This window comes from Dietzia sp. 179-F 9C3 NHS (genome assembly GCF_045369825.1).
Classification (GTDB): Bacteria; Actinomycetota; Actinomycetes; order Mycobacteriales; family Mycobacteriaceae; genus Dietzia.
In genome coordinates this window covers 191,389-204,449 of record NZ_JBIQES010000001.1, presented here as the reverse complement: position 1 = coordinate 204,449, position 13,061 = coordinate 191,389, and the positions used below count along the sequence as shown (strand labels likewise).

Annotated in this window: 13 protein-coding genes; 4 read left to right on the top strand and 9 right to left on the bottom strand. The window is 70.9% G+C overall.

Going from position 1 to position 13,061, the window contains the following annotated elements; all coding sequences use genetic code 11:
* Positions 1-12: 12 nt before the first annotated feature.
* The 3 genes from ACH0BZ_RS00965 to ACH0BZ_RS00955 all read right to left on the bottom strand — a co-directional run bounded on the left by ACH0BZ_RS00965 (position 13) and on the right by ACH0BZ_RS00955 (position 3,571).
* Positions 13-972, bottom strand: a complete 960-nt coding sequence (locus ACH0BZ_RS00965; protein WP_406895986.1) for a type IV toxin-antitoxin system AbiEi family antitoxin domain-containing protein — start codon at positions 970-972, stop codon at positions 13-15.
* 387 nt (positions 973-1,359) lie between these two features.
* A complete protein-coding gene (locus ACH0BZ_RS00960) occupies positions 1,360-2,421 on the bottom strand; it encodes a YihY/virulence factor BrkB family protein (protein ID WP_406895985.1) in 1,062 nt (353 codons plus the stop codon).
* A gap of 55 nt (positions 2,422-2,476) precedes the next feature.
* Positions 2,477-3,571 carry a YihY/virulence factor BrkB family protein gene (locus tag ACH0BZ_RS00955; protein WP_406895984.1) on the bottom strand — a complete coding sequence of 365 codons (1,095 nt, stop codon included), beginning with the start codon at positions 3,569-3,571 and terminating at the stop codon, positions 2,477-2,479.
* Positions 3,572-3,676: 105 nt separating this feature from the next.
* On the opposite strand from ACH0BZ_RS00955, the gene ACH0BZ_RS00950 reads away from it, so the two are divergent.
* Positions 3,677-4,189, top strand: a complete 513-nt coding sequence (locus ACH0BZ_RS00950; protein WP_406895983.1) for a ferritin — start codon at positions 3,677-3,679, stop codon at positions 4,187-4,189.
* Between the two features lie 11 nt (positions 4,190-4,200).
* Here the strand turns inward: ACH0BZ_RS00950 and ACH0BZ_RS00945 are convergent, their stop codons facing one another.
* The gene (locus tag ACH0BZ_RS00945) at positions 4,201-5,016 is read right to left on the bottom strand and encodes a 3'(2'),5'-bisphosphate nucleotidase CysQ (RefSeq protein WP_406895981.1); all 816 of its coding nucleotides are present in this window, start codon (positions 5,014-5,016) and stop codon (positions 4,201-4,203) included.
* 176 nt (positions 5,017-5,192) lie between these two features.
* Between ACH0BZ_RS00945 and ACH0BZ_RS00940 the strand changes: the two genes are divergently transcribed.
* The gene (locus ACH0BZ_RS00940) at positions 5,193-6,167 is read left to right on the top strand and encodes a sulfite exporter TauE/SafE family protein (protein ID WP_406895980.1); all 975 of its coding nucleotides are present in this window, start codon (positions 5,193-5,195) and stop codon (positions 6,165-6,167) included.
* Positions 6,168-6,327: 160 nt separating this feature from the next.
* On the top strand, positions 6,328-6,807 hold the full coding sequence (locus ACH0BZ_RS00935) for an RrF2 family transcriptional regulator (RefSeq protein ID WP_406895979.1): 480 nt from the start codon (positions 6,328-6,330) through the stop codon (positions 6,805-6,807).
* Here ACH0BZ_RS00935 and ACH0BZ_RS00930 read toward each other — a convergent pair.
* From ACH0BZ_RS00930 to cysD, 5 genes are read right to left on the bottom strand one after another with little or no spacing between them, the layout of a single operon-like run.
* Positions 6,804-8,060, bottom strand: coding sequence for a cation:proton antiporter (locus tag ACH0BZ_RS00930; RefSeq protein WP_406895978.1), 1,257 nt, complete (start codon positions 8,058-8,060; stop codon positions 6,804-6,806). The two genes, ACH0BZ_RS00935 and ACH0BZ_RS00930, sit on opposite strands and share 4 nt — an antisense overlap.
* A gap of 46 nt (positions 8,061-8,106) precedes the next feature.
* On the bottom strand, positions 8,107-8,670 hold the full coding sequence (locus ACH0BZ_RS00925) for a sulfite exporter TauE/SafE family protein (RefSeq protein WP_406895977.1): 564 nt from the start codon (positions 8,668-8,670) through the stop codon (positions 8,107-8,109).
* Positions 8,606-9,022: a sulfite exporter TauE/SafE family protein gene (locus tag ACH0BZ_RS00920; protein ID WP_406895976.1), complete on the bottom strand. Its 417-nt coding sequence runs from the start codon at positions 9,020-9,022 to the stop codon at positions 8,606-8,608. The genes ACH0BZ_RS00925 and ACH0BZ_RS00920 overlap by 65 nt, the downstream gene beginning before the upstream one ends.
* Before the next feature lie 4 nt (positions 9,023-9,026).
* Positions 9,027-10,943: a sulfate adenylyltransferase subunit CysN gene (cysN, locus tag ACH0BZ_RS00915; protein WP_406895975.1), complete on the bottom strand. Its 1,917-nt coding sequence runs from the start codon at positions 10,941-10,943 to the stop codon at positions 9,027-9,029.
* Positions 10,943-11,860, bottom strand: coding sequence for a sulfate adenylyltransferase subunit CysD (gene cysD, locus ACH0BZ_RS00910; protein ID WP_406895974.1), 918 nt, complete (start codon positions 11,858-11,860; stop codon positions 10,943-10,945). The genes cysN and cysD overlap by 1 nt, the downstream gene beginning before the upstream one ends.
* A 156-nt stretch (positions 11,861-12,016) precedes the next feature.
* On the opposite strand from cysD, the gene ACH0BZ_RS00905 reads away from it, so the two are divergent.
* Positions 12,017-12,934, top strand: a complete 918-nt coding sequence (locus tag ACH0BZ_RS00905; RefSeq protein WP_406895973.1) for a helix-turn-helix domain-containing protein — start codon at positions 12,017-12,019, stop codon at positions 12,932-12,934.
* Positions 12,935-13,061 lie beyond the last annotated feature (127 nt).

Here is a 13,061-nt window from a genome sequence, read left to right as displayed (position 1 = left end):
AGCACGCTCCGATCACGACCGCAGGGGCCTGCGGAATTCCTGCGCCTGCTGCTGCTCCATGACGGTCGTGAGGATGCGGCCGAGCCGCGCAGAATCGGTCGCGTGCTTCATCAACCAGCGGGACACCCGGAAACCGTCGGCCTCGATCTCGATCTGCCTCACCTTCTCCTCGTCGAGGACAGCCCGAACATGCTCCACCCCACGCTCCGCCCCGTACTTGGTCACGCCGTCACACTCGCCGACGAGGTTGTACTCCTCCCAGAACATGTCCACCCGCACGACCCGACCAGACGACAGCCGGAGCTCCACCTGCAACTCTGGCGCGGGGAGTCGGAGTCGGTGGATCGCCAGCCTGCTGATCGATTCCAAGACCGATTCGGCCCTGCCGTCCGCGAACCCGATCACCGAGCGAGCATGTGCGATCCCGGAGCGGCCGGCCGCGGCGTCGAGTTCCGCCCGCAGGTCGGCGAGAGTGCACTTCCCGGTCTTCATGGCGGCGTCCGCCGCGCACAGTGCACCGGCGAAGCGCCGCTGCCGAGCTACGTCCACCACCGTGCGGGCCACCGAGGTCACCGGCATGCCGTCCACCTCGGTGACCGCACCGTCGAGGTCGGCGCTGTGGCAGATCGCGAAGTCGCTCGCGCGGGTTCCACTACCCGGCCGTTGTCGCGTCGTCGTCACCCTCCTCGCATCCAGGTCGTGCACCGGCAGACCGTGTACCGCCAGCGCCGAGACATGGGAGATGACCGTGCCGTCGCGATGCCCGGACGCCGCGGCCCTGGCGCGCAGGGCGATCCGGTCCTCCGTGGCGAACACGCCGGTCGGGACATCCGCCCCCGCGACGTAGAGGCCGCGACGGACGCGGACCAGTTCACCTGTGCGGATAAGGGACTCGAGCCGGCGGCGGGTCACGCCGCGTTCGACGAGTTCGGCGGAGGAGACGAGGCGGGGTGCGGTGCCGTTGCTGCTCATGTCCCGGATCATCGCGCGCCCGAGTTGCCGAACCGCCAGCGAGAGCGCGTGCGCGGCCGAACCTGTGGAGACGCCCGGCCTTGTGGAGAGCGTCGGCCTCCACTTCTGGCGGGCGGGGGCTCCTCGGATTCGAGCTCCCGCGTCTGATCGCCACCGGACGTCGATGCGGGCCGCCCTCGGCTGTCCCGCCATGCCCTGTGCGAGCATCCGCCCCCTTACACGCAAATCCGCCACGGCTCGCGCCAGTGCAGACGAACGCGTACAGGGGCGAGGATCCGATGGCACGGCATCCGCACCAGCACATGCCCCACCGGTACGGCGGTTGCTAGAGCAGATGCCGGGGGCGGGCAGATGCCGGGGGCGAGCAGACGCCGGGGGCGAGAGAGCTCAGTCCTCGAGGTCGTCCGACCGCTCCCCCCACAGCCCTCGGTACTTGTCGAGCATGGCGGCTCGGCGGCGGGACTGCGCGTCGGTGGCGGAGGTGTCGCGGGGGATGACGAAGATCTGTTCCTCGGCCGGGATACCGGCGCGGAGCTGGCGCACGCGCAGGACCTCGGCGTCGAGCCTCGCCCCGTAGAGGACCCCGATGTTGACCAGCCACAGCCAGAACAGGAAGACGATGATGCCGGCGAGCGAGCCGTACGTGCGGTTGAAGCTGCCGAAGTTGGTGACGAAGAAGCCGAACCCGGCAGTGGCCACGGCGATCACCGCGAGCGCCGCCGCCGCGCCGAGCGAGAGCCAGTGGAAGCCACGGCCGGAGACGTTGGGCGTGAACCGGTAGAGGATCGCCAGCGCGAGGATCGCCGACAGCAGCGCGCCCGGCCACTTGACCACGCCCCACACGGCGAGAGCGGTCTCGCCGAGTCCGATCCAGTCCCCGACCCGCACGGCGACCGGTCCGGTGAACACCAGCGCCAGCCCGCCGAGGGTCACCAGGACCACGAGCAGGGCAGTGAGCAGCAGTCCCGACGGAAGCAGTCGCCACAGCGGGCGCCCCTCCTCCACCCCGAAGATCGCATTGATCGCGCGGCCGAGCGCCCGCACGTAGCGCGAGGAGGTCCACAGCGCCACGGCCACGCCCACCACGAGCGCGAAACCGGCCGCCTGCGTGGTGACCAGGGCCTCGACGGGGTCCCGGACCGGGTCGAGGATCGCGGGAGGGGCGACGTCCGCGAGCATGCCCATTACGGCGTCGACGGTCACCTGCCCCTGCCCGAGCACGCCGAGCAGCGAGACCACCACGAGGATCGCCGGGAAGAGCGAGAGCACGCCGTAGAACGCGAGCGAGCCGGCGAGGTCGGGCCCGCGGTCGCGGAGGAACTCGACCACCGAACGCACGAGTACCAACCGCACCGTGTGCAGCCGCCGCCGCGCAGTGGGCGCCCGCTGCGTACTGGACTCACGGGGCACGCCGGCTTCTCGGTTCGGCGGCTCGCCCTCTGTGCTCATAACCGGATTGTGACCCCCGGAGCGGGTTGTGACGGCGAGGCCCGCGGGCCCAGGATCAACCTCGGTCCCGGGCCTGTTCCGCCTGGGCGTCCCGACGGATGTCGGCGGCGTCGTCGATGGTCCGGCGCCGCTTCTCCTCGGCCTTGTCGCTGGCGGCGGTGTCGCGGGGCGGCAACTGGATGGTCTCCTCGGCCTCCATGCCGGCCTGTAGTTCGCGGGCGCGCTCGACCTCGGCGTCGACCTCGGCGCCGAAGAGGAACGCGTTATTGGTGATCCACAGCCACAGCAGGAACACGATGATCCCGGCGAGCGAGCCGTAGGTCGCGTTGTAACTGGAGAAGTTGGCCACGTAGAACCCGAAGGCAGCGGTGGCGAGCGCCCACACGAGCAGGGCGACCACGGCGCCGAGCGAGATCCACCGGAAGTTGGGTTGCTTGACGTTGGGGGCGAAACCGTAGAGGACGGCGAGGATGACGACGACGACGAGGACCAGCGCGGGCCACTTGGCGATGCCCCAGACGGTGACCGCGGCCGAGCCCAGCCCGATGAGGTCCCCGGCCAACTGGGCGATCGGTCCGCTGATGACCAGCATGAGGCCCGCGAGGCAGACCAGGAGCAGAAGCACGGCGGTCAGGGTGAGCATCGCGGGCTTGAGCTTCCACACCGGCCGCCCCTCCTCGACCTCGTAGATGCGGTTCATGGCGCGGCCGAACGCGCCGACGTAACCGGAGGCCGACCAGAGTGCGCCGAGCAGACCGGTGACCAGGGCGAGGCCCGCGGCGGGGGTGTTGACCAGCCCGTCGATGGGGCCGCGCACCGCGGCGAGCGTCTCCTCGGGGGCGGCGCCCTCGAGCAGTTCCATCACCGCGTCCACGGTGGCCTGCCCCTGGCCGAACACGCCGAGCAGCGACACCACGGCGAGCAGCGCGGGGAACAGCGAGAGGACGGCGAAGTAGGTCAGGGACGCGGCCAGGTCGGTGCACTGGTCGCGGCTGAACTCTCCGACGGCCCGCTTGAGACCGATTTTCCACGCCTTGCCCCGCAGGTCCGTCGGCGAAGACGGCTTACCCGCGTCCGGGTCGGCAGCCGGGCTGGGCTTGTCGGTGATGTCGCGATCGTCGTCGTGGGTGTTCGATGTACTCGTCGTCATATCCCGCGATACTCCCACCACCCGGTGCACTCCGCATCCGGCGACGGCCGCCGCCCGCGCCCGGCAACGGTTGACTCCGCCCATGACGCGCCTACTCTCGGGTCCATGAAGCTCACCGAGGAACTGGAAGCGAAGTTCAACGCGCAGATCACCCTCGAGTTCGAAGCCAGCCTGGTGTACCGCCAGTTGGCGATCGAGATGGATCTCATCGACCTGCCCGGGATGGCCACGTGGCTGCGGCGGCAGGCGGACGAGGAGATCGTCCACGCCAACAAGTTCATCGATCACCTCGATGCCCGCGGAAACCACCCGCGGATCGGCGACATCGCCGTGGGCGGGCTCGACGGGGCCGACGACCCCAAGAAGGCCTTCGAGATCGCCCTCGAGCACGAGCAGAAGGTCTCGGAGTCCATCCGCGACCTCTACCGTGCGTGCGACCAAGCCGGCGACATCGACTCGAACCCGCTGCTCAACTGGTTCCTCTCCGAGCAGATCGAGGAGGAGTCGACGATCGACGAGATCCTGGGCCGCCTCGATCACACCGGCGACGACGGTCCGGGGCTGCTGCGCTTGGACGCCGAGATGGCCGAGCGGCCCAACCGCGGCACCGAGGAGTGATCAGCCCCACCTCACAGCTCTGGTGCGATAGCGCCCAGAATGTCGTCGGCGAGGTCGGGCCGGCACACCACCACGTCGGGCAGGTACGTGTCGGCCACGTTGTACTCCAGCGGCGAGCCGTCCACGCGCAGCGCCACGAACCCCCGGGCCAGAGCGACCCCGGCCGGTGCCGCCGAGTCCCACTGGTACTGCCCCCCGGCGTGGATGTAGGCGTCCGCCTCGCCGCGCACCACGGCCGCGGTCTTGGCGCCCGCGGAGCCCAGCGGCGTGAGGTCGCCCCCCACCGCCTCCGCCACCGCGTCAGCGAACGCGGGCGGCCGCGAGGCCGAGAGCACGATCCTCGGCCGTGAGCCGCTCCGCGGCTCGAGGAGGCCCCCGCCGCTCACTCCGTGATTGCCGGTCGGAGCGGCGTAGACCTCGTCGTCGTCGGTCCCCAGCACCACCCCCAGCGCGGGTAGCGCCACCGCGGACGCGGTGAGCCGCGCCCGGGCCGGGTCGCCGTCGCGTTCCCACAGCGCAACGTGGACGGCCCAGTCGGGACGGTCGCCGAGGCCGTATTCGCGGGTGCCGTCGACGGGGTCGATGATCCACACGCGGTCCGCGTCGACGCGCGCGAGGTCGTCGCGGGACTCCTCGGAGAGCACAGAATCCTCGGGCCGCTCGGCCCCCAGCCTCTCCAGCAGCAGAGCGTTGGCCCGGCGGTCGCCGAGGGCGCCCAGTTCGCGACCCGTCGGCCCCGAGGTCCGCAACTCCACGAGGAGACGCCCCGCGTCCGCGGCGAGGTCGACGGCGAGCTGCTGGTCCGGGATGCGCGTGGTGGAGGTCATGGGCTCCAGCCTAGGAGGATCACCGCCGGCGAGCCCGGGACCCCTGCGCCCACCGCGTCCGGACTCGCGCACGCGGAGGGCGGGCCGCGCATAGACAGATCGGTCTAGACAAGACCGCACTCTTATGTCTACTGTTTCACTTGACTTAATCAAACCACTACCTCAAAGGGGTGACCATGAGGACTCTCATCGTGCTCGGCCTCGTCGGCGCAATCGCGCAGCTGATCGACGGTTCACTGGGCATGGCCTATGGCGTCACGTCCACGACGCTGCTCGTGGCCGCCGGCATCGCGCCGTCCGCCGCGTCGGCGTCCGTACACTTCGCCGAGCTCGGCACCACGCTCGCCTCAGGCATCTCGCACCACAAACTCGGCAACGTCGACTGGCGGATCGTCCGGACCCTCGCCATCCCGGGTGCGATCGGGGCGTTCGCCGGTGCGACGATCCTCACGAATCTGCCGGCCGACGTCGCGAAGCCGGTCGTGGCGGGCATCCTGCTCGCGCTCGGCTTCTACGTGCTCTACCGGTTCCTGCGCCTCGGTGGCCGGCGCCCGCAGTTCACCGGTCACGTCCGTACCGCGTTCCTGGTGCCGCTCGGGCTGGTCGGCGGCACGCTCGATTCGCTCGGCGGTGGCGGCTGGGGGCCCGTCGGCACCACGTCGCTGCTCTCCTCGGGCCGCGTCGAGCCCCGCAAGGTGGTCGGTTCGATCGACACCTCCGAGTTCGTGGTGGCCGCCGGTGGCTCGCTGGGCTTCCTCGTGGGCCTCGGCGCGGCCGGCATCAACTGGGGCTACGCCGCCGCCCTGCTCATCGGCGGAGTGATCGTGGCGCCGTTCGCCGCGTGGCTGGTCAAGCACCTGCCCGCGCGTGTGCTCGGCACCGCCGCCGGCGGCCTCATCGTGGTGACCAACTCCCGCACCCTGCTGTTGTGGGCCGACGTGCCCTCCGCGTTCGTCACGCCGATCCTGCTCGGTCTGGTCGCGGTGTGGATCTCGCTGATCGTCTGGGCGGTGCGGGCCGAGCGCTCCTCCCGCGCTCTGCACGGCTCCGACGCGGACGGCTCCGGTCAGGGTGACTCCGGCCCGGGTGACGACGACGACGAGACCCGCCGATCCTCCGCGGACGCGCCTCTGCCCACCACCACAGCCTGAGCATCCCCTCCCGCTGGCGCCGCCACAGCAACAACGACACATGCCGCCCCTGGCGAGGAACTCTCGTGCGTACCGCAAGTCGCGCCGGAGTCCCCCGCCGGGGGCGGCTACGTCCCGGAGGTCTGGTATCCGGGTGTGCCCACTCTGAGAGACTGTCCTCATGAGGGTCACCGCGAAGTCGGACTACGCGCTGCGTTCGCTGCTCGAACTCGCGACGGCCGCAGACTCTTCGAACCATGAGCCCGCGAGCGCGCCGATGAGCGCCGAGGAGCTCGGACGCCTGCAGGACATCCCGCACGGATTCCTCCAGGCGATCCTCTCGGACCTGCGCCGCGCCGGAATCGTCGCAAGCCGGCGCGGCAAGTCCGGCGGGTGGGTGCTCGCCCGGGATCCGGCCTCGGTCTCGGTGGCGGACGTGCTCCGCGCTGTCGACGGCCCGCTGGTCAGCGTGTACGACGTGCGCCCGGAGGCCGTGGCGTACAACGAGCGGGCCGAGGTCCTGCAGCACGTGTGGATCGCGTCGAGGGCTGCGCTGCGCAGGGTGATGGACTCGGTCACGCTCGCCGATCTCGCGGCCGGGAACCTCCCGGGCGAGGTCCACGCACTGACCCTCGACACGGACGCCTGGGAGGCCCGCTAACGCTGACGGTAGCGCTCGAGCGCTCTCATCGCCGGGGACGCCGCCGCACCGTGAATGGCGATCGACGCGACGATCACCAGCGACACCGCGGGCCAGAGTGACCAGCCGTCGTCCTTGGAGAAGTAGCCCATCGCGTAGCAGAGATAGAACAGTGACCCGACGCCGCGGACACCGAAAGCAGCGACGAAGAGCCGCTCGGGGCGCCGCAGTGTGCGATCGCCCAGTAGTGCGATCCAGGCGGTGAGCGGCCTGATCACGAACAGGACCCCGGCCGCCACCACGGCGTGCGACCACTCCAGCCGGAAGACCGCGTCCGAGATGAACGACGCCCCGATCACAAGCAGGACCAGAAGCGTGAACAGGTGCTCGGTGAACTCGATGAACTCGTGGGCCCGGGCGTGCTTCTCGTCGTGACGCTCCGCCGCGCGGACACCCAGCGCCGCGCAGAACACCGCCAGGAATCCCCACCCGCCCACCAGTTCGCCGACACCGTAGGCCAGGAGCAGCGTCGCCACCGCGGCCGCGGGTTCGGCATAACCGACGAGGCGGTGCTCGCCGATGCGGACCCGGTACAGGGCCGCCCCCACCAGCCGGCCGATGACCCACCCGGCCACGGCCCCGATGACCGTCTTGCCCACCAGGTCCCAGGCCAGCCAGGTCCAGGCCCACTCCAAGGGCGGCCCCTTGGTGGCCAGAAAAATCGCGAGGTAGACGAACGGGAACGCCAGCGCGTCGTTGAGGCCTGCCTCCGAGGTGAGGGCGAAGCGCGCCTCGTCGTGCTCGTCGTCGACCTTCTCCCCCTCGCCGTGGCCGGGGCCCTCCACCTGCACGTCGGAGGCCAGCACCGGGTCGGTCGGGGCGAGTACGGCCCCGAGCAGGACCGCGACCGCCGGGGTCATGCCGAGTGTCCACCACCCGAGCACCGCGACGCCTGCGATCGACAGCGGCATCCCGATGGCGAGCAGACGCCAGGTGGTGCTCCACCCCCGGAAGGTGAGCGGACGGTCGAGCGCCAGGCCGACGCCGAAGAGCGCGACGATGACGGTGATCTCCGCCATCCGCTCGGCGAGCTCCGCGTGCTCGATGACGTCGACGAGCTGCGACTCGTTGGGCATGAGCCAGCCGATGAGCATGCCCACGCACACCACGACGATCGGCGCGGACAAGGCACGCTCGCGGAGTAGTCGCGAAAGGAGTGAGCCGACCAGTAACGCCGCCCCGATAACCGCGTACATGAGGTCGGTATTAGCCACCGCAGGAGTGTGGCCCCGCGCGGGGTCGACGCGCCACCGGACCGCGTCAGGCTCGGGCGGCCGCCTGCTCCGCGGGCTCGTCCCGGTGCACCGAGAACCGGCGCACGAGGATCCTCCACACCAGCGGACCCACCGTGACCAGCACCAGTGCGATGGTTCCGGTCAGCAACGGCGAGGCGCCGAGCATGGCCGAGGCCGTCACGGCCAGCACGATCGTGATCCCTCGACGGATCAGCCCCTGGGGGACGCGGCTGGCGAACTTCGAACCGAAGAACGTGCCCACCGCACCCCCGATCAGCAGCGGGACCAGCAGGCCCCAGTCGACCCCGGTGACCATCACGTGGCCGATGGCCGCCGCGATCACGAGCGGGACCGCCTGGACCAGGTCGGTGCCCACCAACCGCAGCGCGGCCAGCGTGGGGTACAGCAGCATGATGCACATCATGATGACAGTGCCCGAGCCCACCGAGGTGATGCCCACCATCAGTCCGCCGATCACACCGACGAGCAGCGTGAGCACCGGCTTGACCGGCGGGTCGGGATCGTCACCGGTGCGGATGCGCCCGGACATCTCGAAGAACGCCCGCAGGAAGTACGCCGTCGACGCCACGATGAGAGTCGCGCCGATGGCCTTTGAGCATCCCCTGCACGTCCTCGGCACCGATCGCGTGCACGAGCCACGCGCCGAGATACGCCGTCGGCACCGAGCCGACGATCAGCCAGAACGCGATCTTGAGGTTGGGTTTGCCGTGCCGCCAGTGCACGCCGGCGCCGACGACCTTGTTGACCGCGTTGACCACGAGGTCGTTGGCCACGGCTGCGGTGGGCGGGATCCCCACGAGGATGAGCGCGGGCGTCATGAGCGCACCGCCGCCCATCCCCGTCAGGCCGATCACCACGCCGATGACGGCGCTGACGACCAGCAGACCGAGCGCGTCGGTCGTGAGCAGTGCCTCGGGCACGCGCTCAGACGCCCAGGATGGCGGAGACGATCCGCTGCGCGACCTCGGCCGCGGTCCCGTCCTCCGGCCGGATGTGCAGGTCGGGAGTGAGCGGCGGCTCATAGGGGGCCGAGACGCCGGTGAACTCCGGGATCTCGCCGGCCCGCGCCCTGGCGTAGAGGCCCTTGGGGTCGCGGGCCTCGCACTCGGCGAGCGGGGTGTCCACGAACACCTCGGTGAAGGGCAGTTCGGCGGCCGCGTGCACGGAGCGCGCCTTGTCGCGGTCCGCGCGCATCGGCGAGATGAGCGAGCAGATCACCACGACGCCGGCGTCGGCGAACAGCGCGGCCACCTCGGCGGTGCGCCGGATGTTCTCGGCGCGGTCCTCGGCGGAGAAGCCGAGGTCGGCGTTGAGCCCGTGGCGCAGGTTGTCGCCGTCGAGGATGTAGGCGGGCCGCCCGGCCTCGATGAGCAGCCGCTCTACTTCTGTCGCGATGGAGGACTTGCCGGAGCCCGACAGGCCGGTCAGCCACAGGGTGCGGCCCTGGCCGCGGTCGGCGCGCTGGACGGCGCCGGCGTGCCAGACCACGTTGGACCCCTTGGCCGCCGGACCGATGATCATTCCCGCACCCACCGTGTTGCCGGTCGCCTCGTCCACGAGGATGAACGCGCCGGTGTCGCGGTTGCGGCGGTACGGGTCGTACATGAGCGGCGTCTGGGTCCGCAGCCCGATCCGCCCGATCTCGTTGAGCTCGAGGGAGGTGGCCGCCTGGTCGCGGTGCAGCGTGTTGACGTCGAGCCGGTACTCGAGGCCGGTGACCACGGCCTTGGAGTCGCGGGTGGTGTGCTTGACGAGGTACCGCGTGCCGGGGGTGAGCGTGCTGTCGTCGGCGAACCAGCAGACCATCGCCTCGAGCTCGGTGCCCTGGTGGGGCCGGTTGCCCGGGCGGGCGAGCATCTCGCCTCGGATGATGTCGATCTCGTCGTTCAGGGCGATGGTCACCGCTGCGGGCGAGGCCGCCTCCTCGAGCTCGGCGCCGCCGGGGCCCCAGATGGCCTTGACGGTGGAGGCCCGGCCGGAGGGCATGACGACGACGTCGTCACCGACCTTGATGATGCCGCCGGCGACGGTCCCGGCGAACGACCGGTGGTCGAGCCCGTCGGCGCGCTGGGGGCGGATCACGTACTGGACCGGGAACCGCACGTCGGTGAGGTTGCGATCGGAGGCGATGTGCACGTTCTCGAGGTGGTCGAGCAGCGCCGGGCCGGTGTACCAAGGCATGGCGTCCGAGCGGTCCACCACGTTGTCGCCCTTGAGCGCGGAGAGCGGCACAAAGGTCACGTCGTGCACCTCGAGCTTGGCGGCGAAGTCGGTGAACTCGGTGCGGATGGCGTCGAAGGTGGCCTCGTCGTAGTCCACGAGGTCCATCTTGTTGACGGCCACGACCAGGCGTGGGATGCCGAGCAGCGCCGAGAGGAAGGCGTGCCTGCGGGTCTGCTCGAGCACGCCCTTGCGGGCGTCCACGAGAATGATCGCGACGTCGGCCGTCGAGGCGCCCGTGACCATGTTGCGCGTGTACTGCACGTGGCCGGGGGTGTCGGCGATGATGAACTTGCGCCGGGGCGTGGAGAAGTAGCGGTAGGCGACGTCGATCGTGATGCCCTGCTCACGCTCGGAGCGCAGGCCGTCGGTGAGCAGTGCGAGGTCGGTGTACTCGTCGCCGCGCCCCTTGGACGTGGCCTCGATGGAGGCGAGCTGGTCCTCGAAGATCCCCTTGGAGTCGAAGAGCAGGCGGCCGATGAGCGTGGACTTGCCGTCGTCGACCGAGCCGGCGGTGGCGATGCGCAGCAGCTGGGCGTGCTCGCTCATGGCGAGACCGGTGTCGACGGTCGGCCCGGTGTGGGTGGTGGCGTCGAGGTCGGTGCGGGTGGCGGTCTCCATCAGAAGTACCCCTCCTTCTTGCGGTCTTCCATGCCGGCCTCGGAGATGCGGTCGTCGGCGCGGGTGGCGCCGCGCTCGGTGACGCGGGTGGCGGCCACCTCCGCGACGACGGCGGCGTTGTCGGCGGCGTCGGACTCCACGCACCCGGTGCAGGTGGCGTCGCCGACGGTGCGGAAACGCACGAGCTCGGTGCGCGCCTCCTCGTGGGGCAGGGTCTCGAGGTAGCGGGTCTTGGCCAGCAGCATCCCGTCGCGCTCGATCACCTCGCGCCGGTGCGCGTAGTAGATGGGCGGCAGGGCGATGTCCTCGCGCTCGATGTACTGCCAGATGTCGAGCTCGGTCCAGTTGCTCAGCGGGAACACGCGGATGTGCTCGCCCTTGCGGTGCCGTCCGTTGTAGAGCTTCCACAGCTCGGGGCGCTGGGCGCGGGGGTCCCAGGCGCCGAAGGAGTCGCGGAAGGAGAAGACGCGCTCCTTGGCGCGGGCCTTCTCCTCGTCGCGGCGGGCGCCGCCGAAGACGGCGTCGAAGCGGTTCTCCTGGATGCCGCGCAGCAGGGCCGTGGTCTGGAGGCGGTTGCGCGAGGCGCCGGGGCCGGTGTCCTCGACCACACGCCCGGCGTCGATGTCGTCCTGGACGTGGGAGACGACGAGCCGGACGCCCGTCTCGGCGACCACCCGGTCCCGGTACTCGATGACCTCGTCGAAGTTGTGCCCGGTGTCCACGTGCATGAGCGGGAACGGCATGGGCGCGGGCCAGAACGCCTTGCGGGCGATGTGGAACATCACCACGGAGTCCTTGCCGCCGGAGAAGAGCATCCCCGGCCTCTCGAACTGCGCCGCGACCTCGCGGAAGATGTGGACGGACTCGGCCTCGAGTGCGTCGAGGTGCGAGAGCGTCACCGCCGTCCTGGGCGTCATGCGACCTCCATCGCTCGTGTGACAGGCCACCGCGAACAGACCGATCAGTCTATTTGCGACTTCGGTGGTCCATCGTGCGCCCGCGGGCACCCCTGTGCCACATCGGCCGGCCGCCCGGATGCCCATATGTCGGATACCCGACGTACCCTGTCGGATATGCGACACGAGCCCACCCGCCGGGTGACCGAAGTCGTGGAAATCCTCGCCGTCGCGCGGGAACCGGTGTCCACGACGGCGCTGGCCCGCACCCTCGGCGCAAGCCGGACCACCCTGCACGCCGTGGTCTCCGAACTCCACGCCCGCGGGTGGGCGGAGAAGGCGGCCGACGGCTGGATCGCCGGGACGGCCCTTCGCACGCTCGCGCGCGCGCTCGGCGCGGAGCCCGACCTCGCGCGGAACGCCCGCCCGGCGCTCGACACGGTGGTCGACCGCACCGGGGTCGCAGCCGCCGCCCTCCAGCTCCGCGGGGACGTCGTCGAGGTGGTGGACGTGGTCCGCGGCGGCGTGCGCACCTCGTCGTCCTCCTCCGCCATGCCGACCGGGCACACAATCCCCCTCCGGGCCCCCTTCGTGCGCGACGTCGCGGCGCGGCTCCCCGCCGCGCGCCGCGAGCAGTGGCTCGGGGACGGCGCGCTACCCGAGGCCGCGCGCGCCCGCCTCGAGGTGGTGTTGCCGCAGGTCACTCGGCGCGGGTGGTCGGTCGACCGGCTCACGCCCGCGCGCCGCGAACTGCTGCGCATGGCCGACGCGCTCGAGAGCTCCGGGGTGGGGCCGCTCGTCCGAGACCGCGTGTCCGAGCTGTTCGCCGAGCTCAGTGCGATCGACGTCCTGGACGCCGAACTCACGGAGAGGTCGGACCTCGCCGTGTTCTCCGTCTCCGCCCCCGTGCTCGGGCCCGGCGGGGTGGCCGTGGGCTCGATCGCGGCGACGCCCGGCCGCCGGATGACCGGCCGAGCGGTGATCCGCACGATCGAGGCGGTGACCGGTGCCGCCGCGGACGTCACGGCCCGGCTCGGTGCCATCACCCCGGCGGCCCCTCCCCCGCCGGCACGACTGCGGCCCATGTCGCCCTGAAATCCGGACGGGGACACCCCGGCCGACAGAGGAAGTTTCACTCATCTTTAACCCGAGAGCCCTACCGGATTCCCGGCCGGTGGCTCAGTATGGCTTCAGGCTCCTCGTCGCCTCCTCATAACCGAAT